A 22,618-nucleotide genomic window follows, 5' to 3' on the forward strand; every position below is an offset into this window, starting at 1 on the left:
GCATTTGTCAATGCTGCGGCTTCTACATCTTGTGGATATTAACGATCAGATCAATATCTGTAGTGGTCTGACTTGAACGGGCCCTTCGGCGAGACGCCGATATAGGCAGCCTGTTCCTCAGAAAGCTCAGTCAGCTTCACGCCGAGCTTGTCGAGATGCAGGCGTGCGACCTTTTCATCGAGATGCTTCGGCAGGATATAGACCTGGTTGGAATACTGGTCGGGCTTGGTGAAGAGCTCGATCTGCGCCAGCGTCTGATTGGTGAACGAAGCCGACATCACGAAGGACGGATGGCCGGTGGCGTTGCCGAGGTTGAGCAGACGGCCTTCGGAAAGAAGGATGATGCGGTTGCCCTTGGGAAATTCGATCAGGTCGACCTGCGGCTTGACGTTGGTCCATTTGAGATTGCGCAATGCAGCGACTTCGATTTCGTTGTCGAAGTGACCGATATTCCCAACGATCGCCATATCCTTCATCGCGCGCATGTGGTCGATGCGGATGACGTCCTTGTTGCCCGTGGTGGTGATGAAGATATCGGCAGAGGAAACGACGTCCTCGAGCAGAACGACTTCATAACCATCCATCGCAGCCTGCAATGCGCAGATCGGATCGGCTTCGGTCACCTTGACGCGGGCGCCGGCGCCGGAAAGCGAAGCGGCAGAACCCTTGCCGACGTCGCCATAGCCGCAGACGACGGCAACCTTGCCGGCCATCATGACGTCGGTGCCGCGGCGGATACCGTCGACCAGCGATTCCTTGCAGCCATACTTGTTGTCGAACTTCGACTTGGTGACCGAGTCGTTGACGTTGATCGCCGGGAAGGGCAGCAGGCCCTTCTGGCTAAGCTGGTAAAGGCGGTTGACGCCGGTCGTCGTTTCCTCGGTGACGCCCTTGATCGCGTCGCGCTGCTTGGTGAACCAGCCAGGCGAAGCGGCAAGGCGCTTCTTGATCTGCGCGAAGAGGATTTCCTCTTCTTCGGAATGCGGGTGAGATAGCACGTCCTCGCCGGCTTCGGCGCGGGCGCCAAGCAGGATGTACATGGTGGCGTCGCCGCCGTCATCGAGGATCATGTTGGAAAGGCCGCCATCGGCCCACTGGAAGATCTTGTCGGTGTAGACCCAGTAATCTTCGAGCGACTCGCCCTTGATGGCGAAGACAGGCACGCCGGAAGCGGCGATCGCGGCAGCGGCATGATCCTGCGTCGAGAAGATGTTGCACGAGGCCCAGCGGACTTCGGCGCCAAGCGCGACCAGCGTTTCGATGAGCACGGCCGTCTGGATGGTCATGTGCAGCGAGCCGGTGATGCGCGCGCCCTTCAGTGGCTTTGTCTGGCCGAATTCGGTGCGGCAGGACATCAGCCCCGGCATTTCGGTTTCGGCGATCGTAATTTCCTTGCGGCCGAAATCCGCAAGCCCGATATCGGCGACGACATAATCTTTTTCAGTGCTCATAGAGGCCTCCAGGCTGAAAAACGTCTCAAAATTGGCGCAGGCGCGAAGATGATCGCGCGACGGATGGGCCGCGTGCTCATGCATCTCGCCGGAAAGTGTGCAGCGGTTCCGGGATAACGACATGCATAACAACAAGAGCTAAAGCGCATTGCATGAATCAAGTTCGATGCGACGTGCTTTAGCGCACGGCATGTCCGCCGTTTAGCAGGCTTCGCCCGGGATGGCAATAAGGATATAAAGAAGTCTTTATATGTTTATATGAGCTCGCCGGCGCTCACATTTCTTCGCCGAACCTGTTCTGGATCAGCTGATCCAGCGCCTCCAGCGCTTCCTCGGCCTGGCTGCCGCTCGCCGAGACCATGACGCTCGAGCCGGGGCTTGCCGCAAGCATCATCAGCCCCATGATGGAGGTGCCGCCGACCGTCATCCCGTCCTTGGAAACGGTGATGGCGGCATCAAAGGTCTCGACCATCTGCACGAATTTGGCGGAAGCGCGCGCGTGAAGACCGCGCTTGTTGATGATGAGGAGTTCCCGGGAGAGCGATGTCATGAAGGCTCGTTATTTTCCGCTGAGCACACGGCTCGCGACATTGATATATTTCCGCCCGGCTTCGGAAGCTTCCACCAGCGCCTTCTCCATGTTGTTCTCGCCGCGCACGCCGGCAAGCTTGATCAACATCGGCAGGTTGACACCGGCAATGACTTCGGTATGGCCGCTGCTCATGACCGATATGGCAAGATTGGACGGCGTGCCGCCGAACATGTCGGTCAGGATGACGACGCCATGGCCATCATCGGCACCGGAAACGGCTTCCAGAATGTCCTGCCGTCTCTGGTCCATGTCGTCTTCGGGGCCAATACAGACCGTCTCGATGAATTTCTGAGGACCGACGACGTGCTCGACAGCATGACGAAACTCTTCAGCCAGCTTGCCATGAGTGACAAGCACAAGTCCGATCATGATATTACTGCTCCCATAGACGCAAACGGTGGACCCAATATCGCAATGCAGCAATTACGTCCACCGGTGGGGGCACATCTTGGCTATGAAAAGCCGAAGTGCAAGATAAAAATGCGAATATATAAGGCAGATTGACCAATCCGGAAGGCCTTAGCGCCCGATATCCGGCACTTTTGCCATCAAGATAGCAAGGGGTGAGGAAACGCCCGTGAGCAACCGCAATGCGGGAAGCGAAAATCCAGTGGCAAGGCTGACGATTTCGCCTTCAGGGGGCACCCGGTTTTCACCGGAAGCGCTGCCCGGAAGCACGGCATAATGCATGACCGCCTGGGGAACATGGTCCTGATGAACAATGCCGGTGCCGCGAAGCTCGATCAGTCCGGCGATCGACGGCGGGCATGCGGCGATGACCGCGCCGGCCTCTTCCGACAAAAAGACCTGGTCGTCGGCGACCAGTGCCGTGAACAATCCGAGGCGGCGCGCCTCCGTCATGCAGGTAAAGGCCAGCATCGATTTGCCCCAGCCGGAAGGCCCGCTGAACAGCAGTCCCGTCTTGCCGACGACGATCGCGGTCGCATGGATGTTGAAACCTGCCTCGGTCATGCTGCAGTGCCGACTGGCAAAGAGAGGATGAAGCGCGCGCCGAGCACATGCCCGCCTTCGGCATCGATGATGTTTTCGGCTCTCAGCGAACCGCCATGCGCTTCGGCGATCTGCCGGCTGATCGAAAGGCCGAGCCCCGAATTCTGGCCGAAGCCTTCCGCCTCCGGCCGGTCCGTATAGAAGCGCTCGAAGATGCGGTCGATATTTTCCGCCTGGATGCCGGGACCGTTGTCTTCGATCGTGGTGACGCAGCGCGAACGTGTCCGCACCAGCCGCACGGTAATCTTGCCGCCCTTTTCCGGCACGAAAGAGCGGGCATTCTCGATCAGGTTGGCGATGATCTGGCCGATGCGCAGATCGTGGCCGTTGACGACAAAGCGCGTCTTGACGTTCGGTTTGCGTTCGACGGCATATTCGATCTGCACCTGCTTCTTGCTGCTCCTGACCTGGCGTGACACCTCGATGAGGTCGCGCAGCAGCACCTCCATGTCGACCGAGCCGGCATCGACGCGTGCGAGTTCGGCATCAAGGCGCGAAGCGTCGGAGATATCGCTGATCAGCCGGTCGAGGCGGCGGACGTCATGCTGGATGACGTCCATCAGCCGTTTCTTGGAATCGTCGGATTTGGCAAGCGGCAGCGTTTCGACGGCGCTGCGCAGCGAGGTCAGCGGATTCTTGAGCTCGTGGCTGACATCGGCCGCGAAACTCTCGATCGCATCGATGCGGTCGTAGAGCGCCGTCGTCATCTCGCGCAGTGCGATGGAAAGATTGCCGATTTCATCCTGGCGGGCGGAGAAGTCGGGGATCTCTTCACGCGCCTTGGCCCCACGCCGCACACGGATGGCAGCCGCCGAAAGGCGGCGCAGCGGATTGGCGATCGTCGATGAAAGCACCAGCGAAAGCAGCACGTTGACGAGTGTCGCGACGCCGAAGACGCGCATGATGGCAAGCCGCTCGGCATGAACGATATTGTCGATGTCGCCCGCCTGCGTCGACAGGAGCAGCACCCCGAGCACGGCGCGGAAACGCTGGATCGGCACGGCGACGGAAACGATGAGTTCGCCTTTCTCGGTGGTGCGCACGACCGCACCGCGCACGCCGGTCAGTGCGTTCATCACTTCGGGATAGATCGAGCCATCACCGCCCGGCGCTTCCTTGTAGAGCGGCAGATTGCCGGGCTGCAGTGCCTTGTTGAACAGAGTGGCGAACCACTCGCTCCAGGTCTGTTTCTCCTCTTCAACAGGCGGCAGGTCAAAGCGCAGCACCTGGCCGCGCGAATAGAGATGGCGCGAATCGAGCAGCAGATTGGCGTCGGCATCGAAGATGCGGGCGCGTGTGCGCGTCGGAGAGATCAGCCGGCGCAGCACCGGCGCGACCTTTTCAGGATCGATCGGAAATTCGAGGTCCTCGTCGTTCGGCACCGGGGTGATGCTCTGGCCGGCCTGTAGCTCGAGCAGCTTCTGCGGATCGATGGTGATCGAGTTGGTATCGACCGACGCGGAGGCCGAAATGGCGCCGGCGATGATCTCGCCCTGCGTCAACAGGCTTTCGGCGCGGGCGTCGATCAATCCCTCGCGAAACTGGTTGAGATAGAGGATGCCGCCGACGAGCACCACCAGTGCGACGAGATTGAAGAACAGGATGCGACGCGTCAGGCTCGAAAAGACGGCATTGCCGAAGATCCGGCGGATCAGCGTGAAGGGATGCGACCAACGGCGGCCTCGGACGCGACGGGTGCTCACGCCCTCCGCGTCGTCCAGATCCCTTTCCTGCACCAACTGTGCCAATGACAGGCCCTTTCGAAGGGCGGAGGCCGGATGGACCGGCCGCTGCCCTCAACATTTCCGACAGCGCCGCGCGTCTTTTCAGACGCGCAAAGGACGCTGCAACATTTTAACTGCTGCATAATTTCTCCTTAAATCGAAATCCGATTTAAGGAATTATGCAATTGCGCTGCGCCGCTCGGGGCCTAAGCTGCTTCGCGGAAGCGGTATCCCACTCCGTAGAGTGTTTCAATCATATCAAAGTCGGTGTCGACCATCTTGAATTTCTTGCGCAGCCGCTTGATGTGGCTGTCGATGGTTCGGTCGTCGACATAGACTTGCTCGTCATAGGCTGCGTCCATTAGCGCGTCGCGGCTCTTGACGACGCCGGGGCGCTGCGCCAGCGAATGCAGGATCAAGAACTCGGTCACCGTCAGCGTCACGGCCTCACCCTTCCAGGTACAGGTATGGCGTTCCTGGTCCATGACCAGCTGACCGCGCTCCAGCGAGCGGGCCTGCTGCACCGCGCCGGTCTTCGGCGCGCCAGTGGGGCTGGTGCCGGCGGCGGCGGCTTCACGGCTTGACGCGCGGCGCAGGACGGCGCGCACGCGCTCCACCAGCAAACGCTGCGAAAAAGGCTTGGTGATGAAATCGTCGGCGCCCATCTTCAAGCCGAAGAGCTCGTCGATCTCTTCATCTTTGGAGGTGAGGAAGATGACGGGAATATCCGACTTCTGCCGCAGGCGGCGCAGCAGTTCCATGCCATCCATACGCGGCATCTTGATGTCGAAGATCGCCAGCTGCGGCGGTCGCGCCAGAAGGCCGTCGAGCGCTGAGGCACCGTCCGTATACGTCTCGACCTTATATCCTTCGGCCTCCAGTGCGATCGACACCGAGGTAAGGATGTTGCGGTCGTCATCAACGAGCGCGATTGTCGGCATGGTGTTGGTCTCCGTCATCAGTGCGCATTCTCCCGGATTTTGGTCTCCCCAGGCGGTCTCAGTGACCGGATGCGCTTATGGAGGATAAAGGTGGAACAAATTGTGGCAAAGATAAAGGGGATGATTGTCGTAAAATTCGCTATCAATCTTAAGTAGTGCGTCGAAATGTTTAAACGCAGCCTTTTCAAACGATTTAAAATTGAGCGGATAAATTTAAATCGATTAATTATTTGATATCACTGCACTTTCTCAAGTTTTCCGTCTTGTGTTTTAAAATTTCTGCCCGTATTTTCGCGCTCAGTGTTAACGGCAACGAGCCTGAGCGAAGGGAACTAGCCATGGAAATGTTCGGAGTTCATAACCCGGCAATAGAGCTGGCAACGGTTGGATTAGGCGGCGCGGCCAGCGTTCGCTACAACTTTTCCGCCGCCGCGCTCTATGAAGAAGCGATCCGCCGGGGTGAAGCCGAACTGACCGCTCAGGGTGCGCTGCGGGCTCTCACCGGCCAGCACACGGGCCGTTCGCCGCGCGACAAGTTCGTCGTTCGCGATATCAATACCGATGGCGAAATCTGGTGGGACAACAACAAGCCGATCTCGCCGGAACATTTCGCCTTGTTGCGCGACGATATGCTGGCGCATGCCGCGGGCAAGGAGCTTTTCGTCCAGGACCTCGTCGGTGGCGCGGAGGAAGGTCATGCCCTGCCGACCCGCGTCGTGACCGAATTCGCCTGGCATTCGCTGTTCATTCGCAATCTGCTGATCCGCCCCGACACCGCAGCGCTGTCAAGCTTCGTGCCGAAGCTGACGATCATCGATCTGCCGAGCTTCAAGGCCGATCCGGCTCGCCACGGCTGCCGTTCGGAAACGGTGATCGCCTGCGATCTCACCAACGGTCTTGTCCTGATCGGTGGCACTTCCTACGCCGGTGAAATGAAGAAATCGGTCTTCACCGTGCTCAACTACCTGCTGCCGGCCAAGGGCGTGATGCCGATGCACTGCTCGGCCAATGTCGGCCCGGGCGGTGACGCGGCTGTTTTCTTCGGCCTTTCCGGCACGGGCAAGACGACGCTTTCGGCCGATCCGGCCCGGACGCTGATCGGCGATGACGAACACGGCTGGAGCGAAAACGGCATCTTCAACTTCGAAGGCGGCTGCTACGCCAAGACCATCCGCCTTTCGGCCGAAGCCGAGCCGGAAATCTATGCGACGACGCAGCGCTTCGGCACCGTGCTCGAAAACGTCGTGCTGAACGAAAGCCGCGAGCCAGATTTCAACGACGGGTCGCTGACCGAGAACACCCGTTGCGCCTATCCGATGGATTTCATCCCGAACGCTTCGGAAACGGGCCGGGCCGGGCATCCGAAGACGATCATCATGCTGACCGCCGATGCCTTTGGCGTCATGCCGCCAATCGCCCGGTTGACGCCTGATCAGGCGATGTATCACTTCCTCTCCGGCTACACCGCCAAGGTGGCCGGCACGGAAAAGGGTGTCGTCGAGCCGGAAGCGACCTTCTCCACCTGCTTCGGCGCGCCCTTCATGCCGCGGCATCCGGCCGAATATGGCAATCTGCTCAAGGAGCTGATCGGCCGTCATGGCGTCCAATGCTGGCTTGTCAATACCGGCTGGACCGGCGGCGCCTACGGCACCGGCAAGCGCATGCCGATCAAGGCGACGCGCGCGCTTCTCACCGCCGCCCTGACCGGCGAACTCGGACAGGCCGAATTCCGTGCCGACACCAACTTCGGCTTCGCAGTGCCGGTTTCGGTGGATGGCGTCGACGGCAGCATTCTCGATCCGCGCTCGACCTGGACCGACAAGGCAGCCTATGACGCGCAGGCCGAAAAGCTGGTCTCGATGTTCATCGCGAACTTCGCCAAGTTTGAAAATCATGTCGATGGCGGCGTCCGCGATGCCGCCCCCGGCGTGAAGGTTGCCGCCGAATAAGGCGAACAGGCAATTCCAGCAAAACTGCGCAGCGGTTTTGCGTCCGGAATTGCGTGAAAACAAAAAGCGCGAGCGATCCGTACTTCCAAGAAGAATGGAATGCTCCAATCTCTGACTCACGTGAAACCCGGCATCGCAGGATGCCGGGTTTTTCTTGATGACGGCCGATATTTTCAATTCGCCGCTGATGTGAGATAGAACGCCGCATGGCCAGCGACGCTCTCTATATCGATGACAGGATCACCATCGCGGGATGGGAGCTGACGGAACAGTTCGTTCTGGCGGGCGGCCCCGGCGGGCAGAATGTCAACAAGGTCTCGACCGCCGTCCAGCTATTCTTCAACATCCAGAATTCGCCGTCCCTGAATGATCGTGTCAAAACCAATGCGATCAAGCTCGCCGGCCGGCGTTTGTCGAAGGAAGGCGTGTTGATGATAGAGGCGAGCCGGTTTCGCAGCCAGGACCGCAACCGCGAGGATGCGCGCGAGCGGCTGAAGGAACTGATCCTGGAGGCTGCCAAGCCGCCGCCGCCGCCGCGCAAGAAGACCAAGCCGACCAAGGGTTCGGTCGAACGCCGCCTGAAAGAAAAATCCGGTCGCTCCGAAGTCAAGAAAATGCGCGGCCGCCCCGGCGGTGGCAGTGAATGACATGCCGGAGCTCTTGAACGGCATTCGCCATCTTCCCGGTTATCTCGACCGTGCGCGTCAGGAGGCATTGGTCGAGATTATCCGCATTGTCGTCGCCGAAGCGCCGCTTTATGTGCCCGCCATGCCGGGCACCGGCAAGCCGATGTCCGTGCGCATGACCAATTGCGGGCCGCTCGGCTGGGTGACGGACAAAGAACGCGGCTATCGCTACCAGCCGATGCATCCGGCAACCGGCAGGCCCTGGCCTGATATGCCGCAGCAATTGCTCGATATCTGGAATGATGTTTCAGGTTACGACAAGCCGCCGGAAGCCTGCCTCGTTAATCTCTACTCCGACGAAGCGCGCATGGGCCTGCATCAGGACAAGGATGAACAGGATCTGCAGGCCCCAGTGGTCTCGATCTCGCTCGGCAATAGCTGCCTCTTTCGCGTCGGCGGCCTCAATCGCAATGATCGTACGCTATCTTTCAAGCTTTCGAGCGGCGATCTGGTCGTGCTGGGCGGCGAGGGGAGGCTGTGTTTCCATGGCGTCGACCGCATTCATCCGGCGACGTCGACGCTGCTGAAGAATGGTGGCCGCATCAATCTGACGCTGCGCCGCGTCAATTCCTAAAACACAATCTGCTGCTACAGTTTTCGCAGCGCGACCTGTTCGATCAGGTGATCCTTGCCCTTTTTCAGGATGAGATCGGCGCGTGGACGCGTCGGCAGAATGTTCTGCCGCAGGTTCTTCAGGTTGATGTTTGCCCAAAGATCCTCGGCGATTTCCAGCGCTTCAGCGTCGCTGATCGAGGCATAGCGATGGAAATAAGAATTCGGATCGCGGAAGGCGGTCTCGCGCAGCCGCATGAAGCGCGTGACATACCAGTTGTGGATCTCGTCTTCCGCGGCATCGATATAGATCGAGAAGTCGAAGAAGTCGGAGACCATCGGCACGATCTTGCCGCCGGCCGGCAGGTCGCGCGATTGCAGCACGTTGATGCCCTCGAAGATCAAGATGTCGGGCCGGTCGACGATCTTGTATTCGTCCGGCAGCACGTCGTAGACGAGGTGCGAATAGCTGGGCGCCTTCACATCCGGCCGCCCGGCCTTGATCGCAGAGAGGAAGCGCAGGATCGCACCCGTGTCGTAGCTTTCCGGAAAGCCCTTGCGCTGCATCAGCTTTTCCCGCTGCAGCACGGCGTTCGGATGCAGGAAGCCGTCGGTGGTGACGAGATCGACCTTCGGACTGGAAGGCCAGCGCCCCAAGAGCTCCTTGAGGATACGGGCGGTGGTCGATTTTCCCACAGCGACCGAGCCGGCGATGCCGATGACGAAGGGCGTCTTCGTCACATCGGACAGGCTGAGGAAGCGGTTGCGCTGTTCGAACAGCATCTGCGAGGATTCGACATGTGCCGAGAGCAGCCGCGACAGCGACAGATAGATGCGCCGGACCTCGTCGAGATCGATCGGGTCGCCCATCGAACGCAACCGTTTCACCTCGTCGCTCGTCAGCGTCAACGGCGTGTCGGCGCGGAATTTCGCCCATTGTTCGGAAGAGAAGAAGTGGTAGGGCGAATAGGATTCCGCCTGGAAGTGATCCAACGTTTCCGGCACTCCGATAATCTCAGTCGCGATACTCATGAACTCTGCCGGCTGGCCTTTTCCTTGAGGCCGGACTGCGCGGTTCTGCGCTCGAGTTCGGCCATGACATTCTCTAACGGTATTTCAGCAATCTTCAATACGACCAATAGGTGATAGAGCACATCGGCGGCCTCGTAGGTCAGATTGTCGCGGTCGCCGGTCACCGCCGCCATCACGGCTTCGATCGCTTCTTCGCCGAGTTTCTTTGCCGCTTTCGGCTGGCCGGCGGCCACGAGCTTGGCTGTCCAGGATTGCTCCGGCGAGGCTTTCGATCGCTCTTCGACGATGCTTTCGAGATCGGAAAGGGAAAATCCGCTCATATGTCCGCTTTCAAGGTTCAGTCGAGACGCATGTCGATGCCGCACTTCGACATATAGTGCTTCGCCTCGCTGACGGAATAGGTGCCAAAGTGGAAGATCGACGCGGCAAGCACCGCATTGGCATGGCCCTCCTTCACCCCGGCGACGAGATCGTCGAGATCGCCGACGCCGCCGGAGGCGATCACCGGCACACGCACCGCATCGGCGATCGCTCGCGTCAGTTCCAGATCGTAGCCGACCTTGGTGCCGTCACGGTCCATCGAGGTGACCAAGAGCTCGCCAGCGCCGCGCGCCACCATCTTCTGGGCGAATTCGATGGCATCGATGCCGGTCGCGTTGCGGCCGCCATGGGTATAGATTTCCCAGGCGCTAAGATTGTCGCCGCCGACCGCTTGGGTGCGCCTGCGCTTGGCATCGATCGACACGACGATGCACTGGTCGCCGAACTTGTCGGCCGCCTCGGCAACGAAGTCGGGATTGCTGACGGCTGCCGAATTGATCGAGACCTTGTCGGCGCCGCACAGCAGCAGTTTGCGGATATCAGCGATGGTACGCACCCCGCCACCGACCGTCAGCGGCATGAAGCATTGGTCGGCCGTGCGCGACACGACATCGAAGATCGTCTCGCGATTGTCCGAGGAAGCGGTGATGTCGAGGAAACAGAGTTCATCGGCGCCCGCCGCATCATAGGCCTTCGCGGCTTCGACGGGATCGCCGGCATCGACGAGATTGAGGAAGTTGACGCCCTTGACGACACGGCCGTCCTTGACGTCGAGGCAGGGGATGACACGGGCCTTGAGGGTCATTTACGCGGTCTCCTTGGTCCGGGCCGCCTTGATCAGCGCCAGCGCTTCCGTGGGATCGATACGGCCGTCGTAAAGCGCACGGCCTGAAATCGCCCCTTCCAATTTCCTCGCATCGGGCTGTAGCATGCGGCGGATATCGTCGAGAGAGGCAAGGCCACCCGAGGCAATGACGGGAATGGAGACGGCGTCGGCAAGTTCCAGAGTCGAGGTCCAATTGATCCCGGCAAGGATGCCGTCACGGTCGATATCGGTGTAGATGATCGCGGCGACGCCGGCGCCCTCGAATTTCCTGGCGAGCTCGATGATCCCGAGTTCGGAGGCCTCCGCCCAACCCTCGACGGCCACCTTGCCGCCCTTGGCATCGATGCCGACGGCGACATGACCGGGAAATTTCCGGCAGGCCTCGATGACCAGCGCCGGATTTCTGACTGCGACGGTGCCGAGAATGACGCGCCGCAGCCCGCGTGACAGCCAGGCCTCGATATGATCGAGCGTGCGAATGCCGCCGCCGAGCTGCACTGGATTGTCAGTTGCCTTCAAGATCGCTTCGACGGCGTCGCCATTGGCCGAATGTCCCGCGAAGGCGCCGTCGAGATCGACCACATGCAGCCATTCGAAATCTTGATCTTCGAAGGATCTCGCCTGGGCGGCCGGATCGGTGTTGTAGACCGTCGCCTGCTGCATGTCGCCGAGCTTCAGGCGGACGCATTGGCCGCCTTTCAGATCGATCGCGGGAAAAAGGATCATGTCGTCTTACGTCCGTAGAGTGGTCGCTACCATCAGCGCATTCCACGCATCTACGATATCCGAGCGGAAAAAGACAGCGGCAATGGCAGCCGCGCCGAAAAGCAGAAGGAGGAGCAGGGTGACGGCAAAGCCGGCACGAACCTGACGCCAGAAGCCCAGGCGCCTCTTCATTGCTTTCTCGATGTTTCGCACCTGGCGCAACGCATCGCTGTTGACCGCGGACAGCCGGATCTGCGGCTCCATCGCCTCGACATAGGTTTCGGCATAACTCGAAAGGATCTGCGAGGCGCGGTCGCGCAACGTATTGCGCAGATCGGTCGAGAGATAATTGCTGTTGACGGCGGCAAGTTCGGCATCATCGGGTGAACGGCCGGCATTTCGCTTGCGGTGGCTGAGAACGAAATCGCGCTTCTGCCGCTCGTAGAGTGCATAGGCGAGCAGGCCGATCAGATCGTCCTCACCTTCGATATAAAATTCCAGCACGGCCTCTGCGATGTCGCCGGCGCTGACCCCGTTTTGCCGCCGGCTCGAACTGTCGTTTGCGGGGAAAGATTCAGGGATCATCGGTCCAGCCTTTCTTTCAGCGCCTTGGCTGCATTGGAAAGCGCCTTCCTGTGGATGGCTTCGTCGACACGGCGGATGATCGTGCCGCCGGGAAGCTTGATGTCAGAAAAGGGAGGCAAGCCTTCCCTGGAGGGCCGCAATGTGTAGAACACCTTGCCTGATTTCGGTGACGCCGGCATCGAGCGCACTCCTGTTCCGCCGTTTCCTTACAGAGGAAATAAGGCGGCTGTATTAAAAGCCAGCCCTTGCAGCAATTCCAGCAAAACTGCGCAGCGGTTTTGCGTCCGGAATTGCTTGAACAAGCTCTACGGGTTCCAGCGCAGGAAATTGGCGATCAGCGCCAGGCCGAGCTTCTGGCTCTTTTCCGGGTGAAACTGTGCTCCGACCATGTTGGCGCGCCCGACGAAAGCGGTCATCGGACCGCCATAATCGGCCGTCGCGATGACATCCTCGGCGTTTTCGGCGGCAAGATGGTAGGAATGCACGAAATAAGCGTGCAGTCCCTGCGACCCCGTCGGAATTCCTTCGAAGAGCGGATGTTCGCGCTGCAGGTCGAGCGTGTTCCAGCCGATTTGCGGGATCTTCAGCGCGGGATCATCAGGCGTCATCTCGACGACGTCACCGGGAATCCAGTTAAAGCCGTGCGTCACGGTCTTCTCGAGGCCGCGCGAGGACATGAGCTGCATGCCGACGCAAATGCCGAGGAACGGCCGCGCCTTCTTCTCGACAGCCTCGATCAGCACCTCGGCCATCCCAGGCACGGCATCGAGGCCGCGCCGGCAATCGGCATAGGCACCGACACCGGGAAGCACGATACGATCGGCCGCGGCAACATCCTCCGCCCTGTCGGTGAGATCGATATGGGCATCGATGCCAGCTTCGCGGGCGGCACGCTCGAAAGCCTTGGTCGCCGAGCGCAGGTTACCGGAGCCATAGTCGATAATCGCGACGCGCATCGTCAGCGTCCTCCATCAAAACCAAAGAGACCAAGCGACGTTGCATGGCCGTGCGGGCTGTTCGGACCGGCCCTGTTCTGCCAGTCCGGTGCCGCTGCGTCGTTGCTATCCGCGATGACAGCCCTGTCCGAGAAATAGATCTGCTCAGCAATGCCGATCGTATCGGCTGCAATGAGTTCGTCTTCGTTCCAACCCTTGGCGGCAAGGTTGCGGACACGGAAATTCTGGCCCTCGAGACCGACCAGAATATTCACGCCCAATAGGATTGCCGCCCCCGCCGGCCCGAGACCAGGTTCGTCCATCAGCGCGCCACCGATCCCCTGCAGCAGAAGGGCCGCGGCCGCATGCAGCCAAAGCCGATGTGCCAGCAGCCAAAGCCAGGGAAACAGGAAGCCGAGCAGCGTGAAGCCGTCGCGGATGGTTCGGGTCTCATCGACCGTGGCGCTCGTGCTGCCGGGTGGTGTCAGGAAGATATAGCAGGATGTCATGTCGCCGCTCCCTTGAAGGGCTCAGACGAGCGTGCCCTTGGTCGAGGGAACACGGCCCGCCTGTCTCGGATCGATCTCTGTCGCCGTGCGCAATGCACGGGCAACGGCCTTGAAGCATGTCTCGGCAATATGGTGATTGTTGGCACCATAATGGTTGAGAATATGCAAGGTGATGCCGGCATTCTGGGCGAGCGCATGGAAGAATTCACGAACGAGTTCCGTGTCGAAAGTGCCGATCTTCGGCGCGCTGAAGGCGACATTCCAGACGAGGAACGGCCGGCCGGAAAGATCGACAGCAGCCTTGGTCATCGTCTCGTCCATGGCGAGATCGATCGACGCGTAGCGGGTGATGCCGCGCCGGTCGCCGAGCGCCTTGGAGATCGCCTGGCCGATGGCGATGCCCGTATCTTCGACCGTATGGTGGTCGTCGATATGCAGGTCGCCCTTGGCATCGATCTCCATGTCGATGAGGGAATGTCGCGAAAGCTGGTCGAGCATGTGGTCGAAGAAGCCGACGCCCGTTGAAATCGTCGATTTGCCGGTGCCGTCGAGATTGACGGAAACGGAAATCGAGGTTTCGTTGGTCTTGCGGGAAACGCTGCCCGTGCGGCTTGCTGCGGTCTCGGCCATATGGCCCTCCATCGGGAATAAGGCCGTTCCTTATCAGGCGCATCGGGAAATATCCAGAAGCCGGGGAAGAGAAAAGCCGGCCCATTTGCAATCGGCGCCAGTCCACTTACATAGGGCTCAACAGGGTCGGCATGCGGCCCGGCAGACAGGTGTTTTATGACAACAATCATTACAGTTCGAAAAGGCGGCAAGGTGGTGATGGCGGGCGACGGCCAGGTGAGCCTCGGCCAGACCGTCATGAAGGGCAACGCCCGTAAGGTACGCCGCATCGGCAAGGGCGAAGTCGTCGCCGGTTTCGCCGGCGCCACCGCCGATGCCTTCACCCTGCTCGAAAGGCTTGAAAAGAAGCTGGAGCAATATCCCGGTCAATTGATGCGTGCCGCCGTCGAGCTCGCCAAGGACTGGCGCACCGACAAATACCTGCGTAATCTCGAAGCCATGATGCTCGTCGCCGACAAGTCGATCACGCTGGCGATCACCGGCAATGGCGACGTTCTGGAACCGGAGCATGGCACGACGGCGATCGGTTCCGGCGGCAATTTTGCCCTCGCGGCCGCCCTCGCACTCATGGATACCGACAATTCGGCCGAAGAGATTGCTCGCCGCGCCCTCGATATCGCCGCCGACATCTGCGTCTACACGAACCACAACGTCGTGGTGGAATCGCTGGATGCCGAAGGCTGAACCCTATGCCTTCCGGCCGCTTTCCGCGGTTGACCTGCCGCTTCTCGCCAAATGGCTGGAAAGCCGGCATGTCAGGCGCTGGTGGAGCGATCCGGCCAAGGCGCTGGCTTCGATGGAAAAGCATATCGATGCGGCCTCCGTCTCGTGCTTCATGGTCACGCTGAATGGAAAGGACTTCGCCTTTATCCAGGCGGCCGATCTCGACGACGAGGACGATGAAGCGCTCGCCGGTCAGCCGAAGGGCACCTACGGCATCGACCAGTTCATCGGCATCGAGGAATTTGCGGGCAAGGGTCACGGACCGGCCTTTATGATAGGGTTCTGCGATATGCTCTTTGCAAAGGGCGCACAGCGGATCCTGGTCGATCCGCATCCTGACAATGCATTCGCAATCAGAGCCTATACCAAGGCGGGCTTTCAAGGACTTGGCGAAACAACGACGAAATACGGCCGGGCGCTGTTGATGGCCCTGGACCGCCAGGAGAATGATACACAATGACCACTTTTTCCCCCCGCGAGATTGTTTCCGAGCTCGATCGCTACATCATCGGCCAGCATGATGCCAAGCGCGCCGTTGCGATTGCGCTGCGCAATCGCTGGCGCCGCCAGCAGCTCGATCCGAGCCTGCGCGACGAAGTCATGCCGAAGAACATCCTGATGATCGGTCCGACCGGCGTCGGCAAGACGGAAATCTCCCGCCGCCTGGCAAAACTCGCCGGTGCGCCCTTCATCAAGGTGGAAGCCACCAAATTCACCGAAGTCGGCTATGTCGGCCGCGATGTCGAGCAGATCATCCGCGATCTGGTCGAGGTTGGCATCGGTCTGGTGCGCGAGAAGAAGCGGGCCGAGGTGCAGGCCAAGGCGCATGTGAGCGCCGAGGAGCGTGTTCTCGATGCGCTGGTCGGCACGACAGCATCGCCTGCCACGCGCGAAAACTTCCGCAAGAAGCTCCGGGACGGCGAGCTCGACGACAAGGAAATCGATATCGAGGTGGCCGATGCCGGTTCCGGCATGGGTGGCTTCGAAATTCCCGGAATGCCGGGCGCCAATATCGGCGTGCTGAACCTGTCGGAAATGTTCGGCAAGGCGATGGGCGGCCGCACCAAGAAGGTCCGCACCACAGTCAAGGCCTCCTATGGCGACTTGATCCTCGACGAATCCGACAAGCTGATCGACAACGAAGTGATCCAACGCGAAGCCGTTCGCTCCACCGAGAATGACGGTATCGTCTTCCTCGACGAAATCGACAAGATCGCCGCCCGCGACGGTGGCATGGGCGCCGGCGTTTCACGCGAAGGCGTCCAGCGCGACCTCTTGCCGCTCGTCGAAGGCACGACGGTTTCGACCAAATACGGGCCGGTCAAGACGGACCATATCCTGTTCATTGCCTCCGGCGCCTTCCATGTCTCCAAGCCCTCGGATCTTCTGCCGGAATTGCAGGGCCGCCTGCCGATCCGTGTCGAATTGCGTCCGCTGAACAAGGATGATTTCCGCCGGATCCTGACCGAGACGGACGCGAGCCTCATCCGCCAGTATCGCGCTCTGATGGAGACGGAAAGCCTGAGCCTCGAATTCACCGACGACGCGATCGACGCGCTTGCCGATGTCGCCGTGCACTTGAACTCCTCCGTCGAAAACATCGGCGCACGCCGTCTGCAGACGGTGATGGAGCGAGTGCTCGACGATATTTCCTACAACGCGCCGGATCGGGGCGGGACGGCCGTAACGATCGATGCCGCCTATGTGCGCGAACATGTCGGCGATCTCGCGCAGAATACCGATCTATCGCGCTTCATTCTGTGATATCGGTGCACCGCTTCATGTCTTTCCCGGCATGAATGACGGATTGTAACGAACGCGACTCTCGACAACGGGCCTTTTACTTTCTAGTGAAGGCCCGTTTTGTTTTCTGCTCGGCTTTATTCGGCCAAGATTCTGGTCCAGGCAGCCGCATCACAAACAGGACGATGGAACGGACGGGATAACGGATCGTGCGACGCCTTTTGACAAGCCTTATGATTGCCGTTGCCCTGGTGAATTCGGTGCCTGCCTTCGCAATGCAGACGGTGCCGGCCGGCAATCGTCACGCCGAGCAGCCCGATATTCCGGGCGCTTCCATCAGGCGCACCAAGGGTACCAAGAGCAGCTTCGATCTGAAATACGAAAAGGTTCATGAGCTTCTGGCGACCGACCGCGAGCTGATGAGCAAGATCCGCAAGATCTCCAGCGCCTACGGCATCAATCCCCTCCATGTCGTCGGCGCGATCGTCGGCGAACACACCTATAATGTCGACGCCTATGACCGGCTGCAGGCCTATTATGTCAAGGCTGCCTCCTACGCCGGAGAAAGCTTCCGCTTCGCCTATGACGGCGAAAGCGTCGACGAATTCGTGGCGCGGCCGCAATTTGCCGAATGCAAGGGCAAGACCGATTCCTACACGCTCTGGTCCTGCCGCGAAGATGTCTGGGAAACCGATTTCCGCGGCAAGACGGTGGGCGGCACGAGCTTCCCCAACAACCGTTTCAGCGCAGTCTTCTTCCAGCCCTTCTATGCCGGTCAGACCTTCGGCCTCGGCCAGGTCAATCCGCTGACGGCGCTGATGCTCTCCGATCTCGTGACCCGCGTGTCCGGTTATCCAAAGCTGAACGAAAAGAATGCCGGCGCCGTCTACAGGGCCATCATGGATCCCGATATCTCGCTCGCCTTCGTCGCGGCCTCGATCCGCAGGTCGATCGACGATTATAAGGAGATCGCCGGCATGGATATCTCGGGCAATCCCGGCCTGACGGCGACGCTCTATAATGTCGGCAATTCGCGCCAGCGCGCCGCAGCCCTTGCTGCGAAGAATCGCGGCGCCGGTACGACTGTCTGGCCGGAAGAGAATTATTACGGCTGGCTGATCAACGACAAGCTGGACGAACTTAAGGGCCTGCTCTAGCTTCAAGCTTGCCGGGAAGGCCTAGATCTTCCCCGAAAGGCTTTTACGATGGACATGCGTCCGGACCCCTTCGTTCCGCCAGCACCGCTGCCGCGTACCGTGCCGCCGAGCCGGCTGGAAATCATCCGCATCATCCTGCGCAATCCGCTCGAACTCTGGGGCGAACCGTCCTACACGCTGCCCTGGATCCGCACCAATTTCTTCGGCCAGAGGACGCTGATCGTCAACGATCCCGGCCTGATCAAGCATGTGCTGGTCGACAATGCCAATAATTACCGCATGTCGGATGTGCGCCAGCTCGTCCTGCGTCCAATCCTCCGCGACGGCCTTCTGACCGCCGAAGGTCCCGTTTGGAAAAGATCGCGCAAGGCGGTGGCGCCTGTTTTCACGCCTCGCCATGCCCAAGGCTTCGCCGGGCAGATGCTGCGCCAGTCCGAAGACCATGCCCGTAAATATGAGAGCGCAGACGAGGCAGGCGCAATTTTCGATATCAGCACCGATATGACCGAGCTGACCTTCGCGATTCTGGCTGACACATTATTTTCAGGTGAAATCGTCACCTCGAGCGGCCATTTCGCTGACGATGTCAATGAACTCCTGCATCGCATGGGCCGCGTCGATCCGATGGATCTGATGCGCGCTCCGTCGTGGGTTCCACGTGTGACACGCATCGGCGGTCAGAAAGTGCTGGAGAAATTCCGCGCCATCGTGCGCAACACGATGGATATGCGGCTTGCAAAGATGAAGGCGAATCGCAGCAGCGCGCCAGAAGATTTCCTGACCCTGCTCCTGGAACAGGCCGGCCCTGAAGGGCTGACCAAGGAAGAAATCGAAGACAATATTCTGACCTTCATCGGTGCGGGGCATGAGACCACAGCCCGGGCATTGGCCTGGACGCTGTATTGCGTATCGAACAGCCCGCATATCCGCGAGGCGATGGAAGAAGAAATCGACGCGGTGCTCGCCACTGGGGCCGAACCTGTGGAATGGCTGGATATGATGCCGCAGACGCGCGCCGCCTTCGAGGAGGCTTTGCGCCTCTATCCGCCGGCGCCATCCATCAATCGCGCCGCCATATCGGATGATTCCTGGACAAGCCCCAAGGGCGAGCGGGTCGAGATCGAGGCCGATGTCACGGTGCTCATCATGCCCTGGACGTTGCATCGCCACGAACTTCACTGGGACAGGCCGCGGGCCTATATGCCCGAACGCTTCCTGCCGGAAAATCGCGGCTCCATCGGCCGCTTCCAGTTCCTGCCTTTCGGCGCCGGCCCGCGTGTCTGCATCGGCGCAACCTTTGCGCTTCAGGAGGCGGTGATCGCCCTTGCTGTCCTGATGCATCGTTATCGCTTCGATTCCACCGATCAGACCAATCCCTGGCCGGTGCAGAAGCTGACGACGCAGCCGCAGAACGGGCTGCCGATGCGCGTGACGCCGCGTATAATTTCCACGAAAGCATAAATCTTTCGAATTATTGCGGAATTGACTGTGAATGAAAGCCGGGCAAAGTGGCAGCATTCAAAGTCGTTGCCAGGGAGAATGCCGCATGAGCCGCGTTGATAAGAACGGTCTTGCCATCGAAACCGTCCTTCATGATTTCCTCGTCAAGGAGGTACTGCCGGGTCTGGCGGTCGATGCGGACAAGTTCTTTGCCGATTTTTCGGCTGTAGTCCACGATCTCGCGCCGAAAAATCGTGCGTTGCTGGCAAAACGCGACGACCTGCAGATAAAGATCGACGACTGGTATCGCAGGCATGGCACCCCGGCGGATATGGACGAATACCAGTCCTTCCTCCGCGAAATCGGCTATCTCCTGCCTGAGGGATCGGACTTCCAGGTTTCGACCGAAAATGTCGATCCGGAAATCGCCTCGATCGCCGGCCCGCAGCTCGTCGTTCCCGTCATGAACGCCCGTTACGCCTTGAACGCCGCCAATGCCCGCTGGGGCTCGCTCTATGATGCGCTCTACGGTACGGACGCCATTCCCGAGAGCGACGGCGCCGAGAAGGGTAAGGGCTACAATCCGAAGCGCGGCGAGAAGGTCATCGCTTGGGTGCGCGATTTCCTCGATGCGTCAGCGCCGCTGCAGGACTGCCGCTGGAAGGACGTCGGAAGCTTTGCCGTCAAGGATGGAGCGCTGGTCGTCAGATCGATCGATGGCGAGCAGGCAATGCTGACGGACGGCGGCCATTTTGCCGGCTACCGCGGAGATCCGACCGCTCCAACGCATATTCTCCTGAAGAACAACGGCATTCACATCGAAATCGTCATCGATGCGGCGACGACGATCGGGAAAGCCGATCCGGCTCATATTTCCGATGTCTGGCTGGAATCGGCAATCACGACAATCATGGACTGCGAGGATTCGATTGCCGCTGTCGATGCCGAAGACAAGGTCGTCGTCTATCGCAACTGGCTCGGTCTGATGAAAGGCGATCTACAGGAAGAAGTGGCAAAGGGCGGAGCGAGCTTCATCCGCAAGCTCAATCCGGATCTGCAATATGCCGGTCCGGACGGCACCTCCTTCGAGGTGCATCGCCGCTCGCTGATGCTGGTGCGCAATGTCGGCCACCTCATGACCAATCCGGCGATCCTCGACGGCGACGGCAACGAAGTACCTGAAGGCATCATGGATGCTGTGATCACCGGCCTGATCGCGCTTTACGATATAGGTCCGGCCGGCCGGAAGAAGAATTCCCGCACCGGCTCCATGTATGTGGTCAAGCCGAAGATGCATGGGCCTGAAGAGGTCGCCTTCGCCGTCGAAATCTTCTCGCGGGTCGAAGATGCGCTTGGCCTGCCGCGCAATGCCATCATGATGGGCATCATGGACGAGGAGCGCCGCACGACCGTCAACCTCAAGGAATGCATCCGTGCCGCCCGCGAGCGCGTCGTTTTCATCAATACCGGATTCCTCGATCGGACCGGCGATGAGATCCATACCTCGATGGAAGCCGGCCCGATGATTCGCAAGGGCGACATGCGCCAAGCGGCGTGGATTTCCGCCTATGAGAACTGGAACGTCGACATCGGCCTCGAATGTGGCCTTTCCGGCCACGCCCAGATCGGCAAGGGCATGTGGGCGATGCCGGATCTGATGGCGGCGATGCTCGAACAGAAGATCGCCCATCCGAAAGCCGGCGCCAACACCGCCTGGGTGCCGTCGCCGACGGCCGCGACCCTGCATGCCACCCATTATCACCGGGTCAATGTCGCCCGTGTTCAGCAGGGGCTGAAGGATCGCGCCCGCGCCAAACTGTCCGACATTCTCTCCGTGCCGGTCGCAGTGCGGCCGAACTGGACGCCGGAGGAAATCCAGCGCGAGCTCGATAACAATGCGCAGGGCATCCTCGGCTATGTCGTGCGCTGGGTCGATCAGGGCGTCGGCTGCTCGAAGGTGCCCGACATCAACAATGTCGGTCTGATGGAAGATCGCGCTACATTACGCATTTCGGCCCAGCATATGGCGAACTGGCTGCACCACAAGGTTGTCACCGAAGCTCAGATCGTCGAGACGATGAAGCGCATGGCCGCCGTCGTCGACCAGCAGAATGCGTCAGACCCCGCCTACCGGCCGATGGCCGGCAACTTTGACGATTCGATCGCCTTCCGGGCTGCCCTCGATCTCGTATTGAAGGGTAGGGAACAGCCGAACGGTTATACCGAGCCGGTGCTTCACCGCCGCCGCCTCGAGCTCAAGGCGAAGCAGACTGCCTAACGGAGAATACGAAAAGGCCGCCGGAACGATAGTTCGGCGGCCTTTTTTATACCGAATTCGATAATTAGCTTACTGAATGACGACGACCTTGGACGTGCCCTTGCCGGGACGAACGCGGCCGTAGAGATCGATGACATCCTGGTTCATCAGGCGAATGCAGCCCGAGGAAGCGGCGGTGCCGATCGAGGCCCATTCCGGCGTACCGTGCAGGCGGAAGAGCGTGTCCTTGCCGTCCTCGTTGAAGAGATACATGGCGCGTGCGCCGAGAGGATTGGTGAGGCCCGGGCCCATGCCGTCTTCGACGTACTTGGCGAGATCGGGCCGGCGGACGGCCATTTCCTTTGGCGGGTGCCAGTTCGGCCATTCCTGCTTCCAGGCGACGTAGGCGGTGCCGGCCCATGCGAAGCCCTGCTTGCCGACGCCGATGCCGTAGCGCATCGCCTTGCCGTTGGCCAGGATGTAATAGAGGAAGCGCTCGCGCGTGTTGACGATGATCGTACCGGGACGCTCGGTGGTCTGGTAGCTGACGACCTGGCGGCGGAACTGCGGCTTGACCCTATCGATCGGGATAGCCGGCAGGGAGTATCCGGCATCCTTCGTCACGCCGTAGGCGTCGTTGAAGATCTGTGCTGTCTGTACCGTCGGGCCTGCGCCCTTGTCGTCGACGGATGCGCTGTCTGATGTCGTGGAGCAACCGGCCAGAGCGAGCGTCGCCAGCAGGCCAAATACAGGGAATGCATTGCAGATGCGCATGGATGACTCTTGAAGTTTTGGGGCAAGGGAGAATGGTCTTTCGACCATCGTTGATTATGGTTTATTTTCGATTAA

At 60.1% G+C, this 22,618-nt stretch carries 25 protein-coding genes; 9 read left to right on the forward strand and 16 right to left on the reverse strand.

Features of this window, described 5'->3' with window-relative positions:
- Window positions 1-50: 50 nt before the first annotated feature.
- From ahcY to C3Y91_RS19815, 6 genes are all read right to left on the reverse strand, one after another.
- On the reverse strand, window positions 51-1,451 hold the full coding sequence (gene ahcY, locus C3Y91_RS19790) for an adenosylhomocysteinase (RefSeq protein WP_011649859.1): 1,401 nt from the start codon (window positions 1,449-1,451) through the stop codon (window positions 51-53).
- A gap of 274 nt (window positions 1,452-1,725) precedes the next feature.
- On the reverse strand, window positions 1,726-2,001 hold the full coding sequence (locus C3Y91_RS19795; RefSeq protein ID WP_018481398.1) for an HPr family phosphocarrier protein: 276 nt from the start codon (window positions 1,999-2,001) through the stop codon (window positions 1,726-1,728).
- Window positions 2,002-2,010: 9 nt separating this feature from the next.
- Window positions 2,011-2,412, reverse strand: a complete 402-nt coding sequence (locus tag C3Y91_RS19800; RefSeq protein WP_003544139.1) for a PTS sugar transporter subunit IIA — start codon at window positions 2,410-2,412, stop codon at window positions 2,011-2,013.
- A 150-nt stretch (window positions 2,413-2,562) separates the two neighbouring features.
- A complete protein-coding gene (locus C3Y91_RS19805) occupies window positions 2,563-3,015 on the reverse strand; it encodes an HPr kinase/phosphorylase (protein WP_018068901.1) in 453 nt (150 codons plus the stop codon).
- A complete protein-coding gene (locus C3Y91_RS19810; protein ID WP_018068900.1) occupies window positions 3,012-4,802 on the reverse strand; it encodes a sensor histidine kinase in 1,791 nt (596 codons plus the stop codon). The genes C3Y91_RS19805 and C3Y91_RS19810 overlap by 4 nt, the downstream gene beginning before the upstream one ends.
- Window positions 4,803-4,984: 182 nt before the next feature.
- Window positions 4,985-5,719, reverse strand: a complete 735-nt coding sequence (locus C3Y91_RS19815; RefSeq protein ID WP_003544146.1) for a response regulator transcription factor — start codon at window positions 5,717-5,719, stop codon at window positions 4,985-4,987.
- A gap of 338 nt (window positions 5,720-6,057) precedes the next feature.
- Here C3Y91_RS19815 and C3Y91_RS19820 point away from each other — a divergent pair, with 338 nt between their 5' ends.
- From C3Y91_RS19820 to C3Y91_RS19830, 3 genes are all read left to right on the forward strand, one after another.
- Window positions 6,058-7,668 carry a phosphoenolpyruvate carboxykinase gene (locus C3Y91_RS19820; protein WP_018068899.1) on the forward strand — a complete coding sequence of 537 codons (1,611 nt, stop codon included), beginning with the start codon at window positions 6,058-6,060 and terminating at the stop codon, window positions 7,666-7,668.
- A 206-nt stretch (window positions 7,669-7,874) separates the two neighbouring features.
- Window positions 7,875-8,315 (forward strand): alternative ribosome rescue aminoacyl-tRNA hydrolase ArfB, encoded by a 441-nt coding sequence (arfB, locus tag C3Y91_RS19825; RefSeq protein ID WP_018068898.1) that lies wholly within the window; start codon window positions 7,875-7,877, stop codon window positions 8,313-8,315.
- Between the two features lies 1 nt (window position 8,316).
- Entirely contained in the window at window positions 8,317-8,928 is a 612-nt protein-coding gene (locus C3Y91_RS19830; RefSeq protein WP_018068897.1) for an alpha-ketoglutarate-dependent dioxygenase AlkB family protein, read from the forward strand.
- A gap of 14 nt (window positions 8,929-8,942) precedes the next feature.
- On the opposite strand, the gene coaA is transcribed toward C3Y91_RS19830, so the two are convergent.
- From coaA to hisB, 9 genes are all read right to left on the reverse strand, one after another.
- On the reverse strand, window positions 8,943-9,938 hold the full coding sequence (coaA, locus tag C3Y91_RS19835; protein ID WP_018068896.1) for a type I pantothenate kinase: 996 nt from the start codon (window positions 9,936-9,938) through the stop codon (window positions 8,943-8,945).
- Window positions 9,935-10,258: a phosphoribosyl-ATP diphosphatase gene (locus C3Y91_RS19840; RefSeq protein WP_017995608.1), complete on the reverse strand. Its 324-nt coding sequence runs from the start codon at window positions 10,256-10,258 to the stop codon at window positions 9,935-9,937. Before C3Y91_RS19840 ends, coaA begins: the two co-directional genes overlap by 4 nt.
- 17 nt (window positions 10,259-10,275) lie before the next feature.
- Entirely contained in the window at window positions 10,276-11,064 is a 789-nt protein-coding gene (gene hisF, locus C3Y91_RS19845; RefSeq protein ID WP_018068895.1) for an imidazole glycerol phosphate synthase subunit HisF, read from the reverse strand.
- Window positions 11,065-11,811 carry a 1-(5-phosphoribosyl)-5-[(5-phosphoribosylamino)methylideneamino]imidazole-4-carboxamide isomerase gene (hisA, locus tag C3Y91_RS19850; protein ID WP_168575718.1) on the reverse strand — a complete coding sequence of 249 codons (747 nt, stop codon included), beginning with the start codon at window positions 11,809-11,811 and terminating at the stop codon, window positions 11,065-11,067. It abuts the gene before it with no gap.
- A gap of 6 nt (window positions 11,812-11,817) precedes the next feature.
- A complete protein-coding gene (locus tag C3Y91_RS19855; RefSeq protein WP_018068893.1) occupies window positions 11,818-12,375 on the reverse strand; it encodes a hypothetical protein in 558 nt (185 codons plus the stop codon).
- A complete protein-coding gene (locus C3Y91_RS19860; RefSeq protein ID WP_032995474.1) occupies window positions 12,372-12,554 on the reverse strand; it encodes a hypothetical protein in 183 nt (60 codons plus the stop codon). Before C3Y91_RS19860 ends, C3Y91_RS19855 begins: the two co-directional genes overlap by 4 nt.
- 126 nt (window positions 12,555-12,680) lie before the next feature.
- Entirely contained in the window at window positions 12,681-13,331 is a 651-nt protein-coding gene (gene hisH / locus C3Y91_RS19865) for an imidazole glycerol phosphate synthase subunit HisH (protein WP_168575719.1), read from the reverse strand.
- Window positions 13,332-13,333: 2 nt separating this feature from the next.
- Complete coding sequence (locus C3Y91_RS19870; protein WP_018068890.1) at window positions 13,334-13,819, reverse strand: DUF2628 domain-containing protein; 486 nt, start codon at window positions 13,817-13,819, stop codon at window positions 13,334-13,336.
- A 21-nt stretch (window positions 13,820-13,840) separates the two neighbouring features.
- Window positions 13,841-14,449, reverse strand: coding sequence for an imidazoleglycerol-phosphate dehydratase HisB (hisB, locus tag C3Y91_RS19875; RefSeq protein ID WP_003544176.1), 609 nt, complete (start codon window positions 14,447-14,449; stop codon window positions 13,841-13,843).
- A gap of 156 nt (window positions 14,450-14,605) precedes the next feature.
- Here hisB and hslV point away from each other — a divergent pair, with 156 nt between their 5' ends.
- From hslV to C3Y91_RS19905, 6 genes are all read left to right on the forward strand, one after another.
- Window positions 14,606-15,133: an ATP-dependent protease subunit HslV gene (hslV, locus tag C3Y91_RS19880; RefSeq protein ID WP_018068889.1), complete on the forward strand. Its 528-nt coding sequence runs from the start codon at window positions 14,606-14,608 to the stop codon at window positions 15,131-15,133.
- A complete protein-coding gene (locus tag C3Y91_RS19885; RefSeq protein ID WP_018068888.1) occupies window positions 15,120-15,632 on the forward strand; it encodes a GNAT family N-acetyltransferase in 513 nt (170 codons plus the stop codon). The genes hslV and C3Y91_RS19885 overlap by 14 nt, the downstream gene beginning before the upstream one ends.
- Complete coding sequence (hslU, locus tag C3Y91_RS19890; RefSeq protein WP_168575720.1) at window positions 15,629-16,936, forward strand: ATP-dependent protease ATPase subunit HslU; 1,308 nt, start codon at window positions 15,629-15,631, stop codon at window positions 16,934-16,936. The genes C3Y91_RS19885 and hslU overlap by 4 nt, the downstream gene beginning before the upstream one ends.
- Before the next feature lie 188 nt (window positions 16,937-17,124).
- Window positions 17,125-18,072, forward strand: a complete 948-nt coding sequence (locus C3Y91_RS19895; protein WP_018068886.1) for a DUF1402 family protein — start codon at window positions 17,125-17,127, stop codon at window positions 18,070-18,072.
- Window positions 18,073-18,120: 48 nt separating this feature from the next.
- Window positions 18,121-19,533 carry a cytochrome P450 gene (locus tag C3Y91_RS19900; RefSeq protein WP_168575721.1) on the forward strand — a complete coding sequence of 471 codons (1,413 nt, stop codon included), beginning with the start codon at window positions 18,121-18,123 and terminating at the stop codon, window positions 19,531-19,533.
- Window positions 19,534-19,618: 85 nt separating this feature from the next.
- Window positions 19,619-21,790: a malate synthase G gene (locus C3Y91_RS19905; RefSeq protein WP_168575722.1), complete on the forward strand. Its 2,172-nt coding sequence runs from the start codon at window positions 19,619-19,621 to the stop codon at window positions 21,788-21,790.
- 69 nt (window positions 21,791-21,859) lie between these two features.
- On the opposite strand, the gene C3Y91_RS19910 is transcribed toward C3Y91_RS19905, so the two are convergent.
- A complete protein-coding gene (locus C3Y91_RS19910) occupies window positions 21,860-22,543 on the reverse strand; it encodes a L,D-transpeptidase (RefSeq protein WP_018068883.1) in 684 nt (227 codons plus the stop codon).
- Window positions 22,544-22,618 lie beyond the last annotated feature (75 nt).

The sequence above is a fragment of the Rhizobium ruizarguesonis genome (assembly GCF_012349115.1).
Lineage (GTDB): Bacteria > Pseudomonadota > Alphaproteobacteria > Rhizobiales > Rhizobiaceae > Rhizobium > Rhizobium ruizarguesonis.

Bases quoted from the DNA above. Each gene is read 5' to 3' on its own strand.
- ahcY (WP_011649859.1), bottom strand. From the start codon at position 1,451: ATGAGCACTGAAAAAGATTATGTCGTCGCCGATATCGGGCTTGCGGAT.
- C3Y91_RS19795 (WP_018481398.1), bottom strand. From the start codon at position 2,001: ATGACATCGCTCTCCCGGGAACTCCTCATCATCAACAAGCGCGGTCTT.
- C3Y91_RS19800 (WP_003544139.1), bottom strand. From the start codon at position 2,412: ATGATCGGACTTGTGCTTGTCACTCATGGCAAGCTGGCTGAAGAGTTT.
- C3Y91_RS19805 (WP_018068901.1), bottom strand. From the start codon at position 3,015: ATGACCGAGGCAGGTTTCAACATCCATGCGACCGCGATCGTCGTCGGC.
- C3Y91_RS19815 (WP_003544146.1), bottom strand. From the start codon at position 5,719: ATGCCGACAATCGCGCTCGTTGATGACGACCGCAACATCCTTACCTCG.
- C3Y91_RS19820 (WP_018068899.1), top strand. From the start codon at position 6,058: ATGGAAATGTTCGGAGTTCATAACCCGGCAATAGAGCTGGCAACGGTT.
- arfB (WP_018068898.1), top strand. From the start codon at position 7,875: ATGGCCAGCGACGCTCTCTATATCGATGACAGGATCACCATCGCGGGA.
- C3Y91_RS19830 (WP_018068897.1), top strand. From the start codon at position 8,317: ATGCCGGAGCTCTTGAACGGCATTCGCCATCTTCCCGGTTATCTCGAC.
- coaA (WP_018068896.1), bottom strand. From the start codon at position 9,938: ATGAGTATCGCGACTGAGATTATCGGAGTGCCGGAAACGTTGGATCAC.
- C3Y91_RS19840 (WP_017995608.1), bottom strand. From the start codon at position 10,258: ATGAGCGGATTTTCCCTTTCCGATCTCGAAAGCATCGTCGAAGAGCGA.
- hisF (WP_018068895.1), bottom strand. From the start codon at position 11,064: ATGACCCTCAAGGCCCGTGTCATCCCCTGCCTCGACGTCAAGGACGGC.
- hisA (WP_168575718.1), bottom strand. From the start codon at position 11,811: ATGATCCTTTTTCCCGCGATCGATCTGAAAGGCGGCCAATGCGTCCGC.
- C3Y91_RS19855 (WP_018068893.1), bottom strand. From the start codon at position 12,375: ATGATCCCTGAATCTTTCCCCGCAAACGACAGTTCGAGCCGGCGGCAA.
- C3Y91_RS19860 (WP_032995474.1), bottom strand. From the start codon at position 12,554: ATGCCGGCGTCACCGAAATCAGGCAAGGTGTTCTACACATTGCGGCCC.
- hisH (WP_168575719.1), bottom strand. From the start codon at position 13,331: ATGCGCGTCGCGATTATCGACTATGGCTCCGGTAACCTGCGCTCGGCG.
- C3Y91_RS19870 (WP_018068890.1), bottom strand. From the start codon at position 13,819: ATGACATCCTGCTATATCTTCCTGACACCACCCGGCAGCACGAGCGCC.
- hisB (WP_003544176.1), bottom strand. From the start codon at position 14,449: ATGGCCGAGACCGCAGCAAGCCGCACGGGCAGCGTTTCCCGCAAGACC.
- hslV (WP_018068889.1), top strand. From the start codon at position 14,606: ATGACAACAATCATTACAGTTCGAAAAGGCGGCAAGGTGGTGATGGCG.
- C3Y91_RS19885 (WP_018068888.1), top strand. From the start codon at position 15,120: ATGCCGAAGGCTGAACCCTATGCCTTCCGGCCGCTTTCCGCGGTTGAC.
- hslU (WP_168575720.1), top strand. From the start codon at position 15,629: ATGACCACTTTTTCCCCCCGCGAGATTGTTTCCGAGCTCGATCGCTAC.
- C3Y91_RS19900 (WP_168575721.1), top strand. From the start codon at position 18,121: ATGGACATGCGTCCGGACCCCTTCGTTCCGCCAGCACCGCTGCCGCGT.
- C3Y91_RS19905 (WP_168575722.1), top strand. From the start codon at position 19,619: ATGAGCCGCGTTGATAAGAACGGTCTTGCCATCGAAACCGTCCTTCAT.
- C3Y91_RS19910 (WP_018068883.1), bottom strand. From the start codon at position 22,543: ATGCGCATCTGCAATGCATTCCCTGTATTTGGCCTGCTGGCGACGCTC.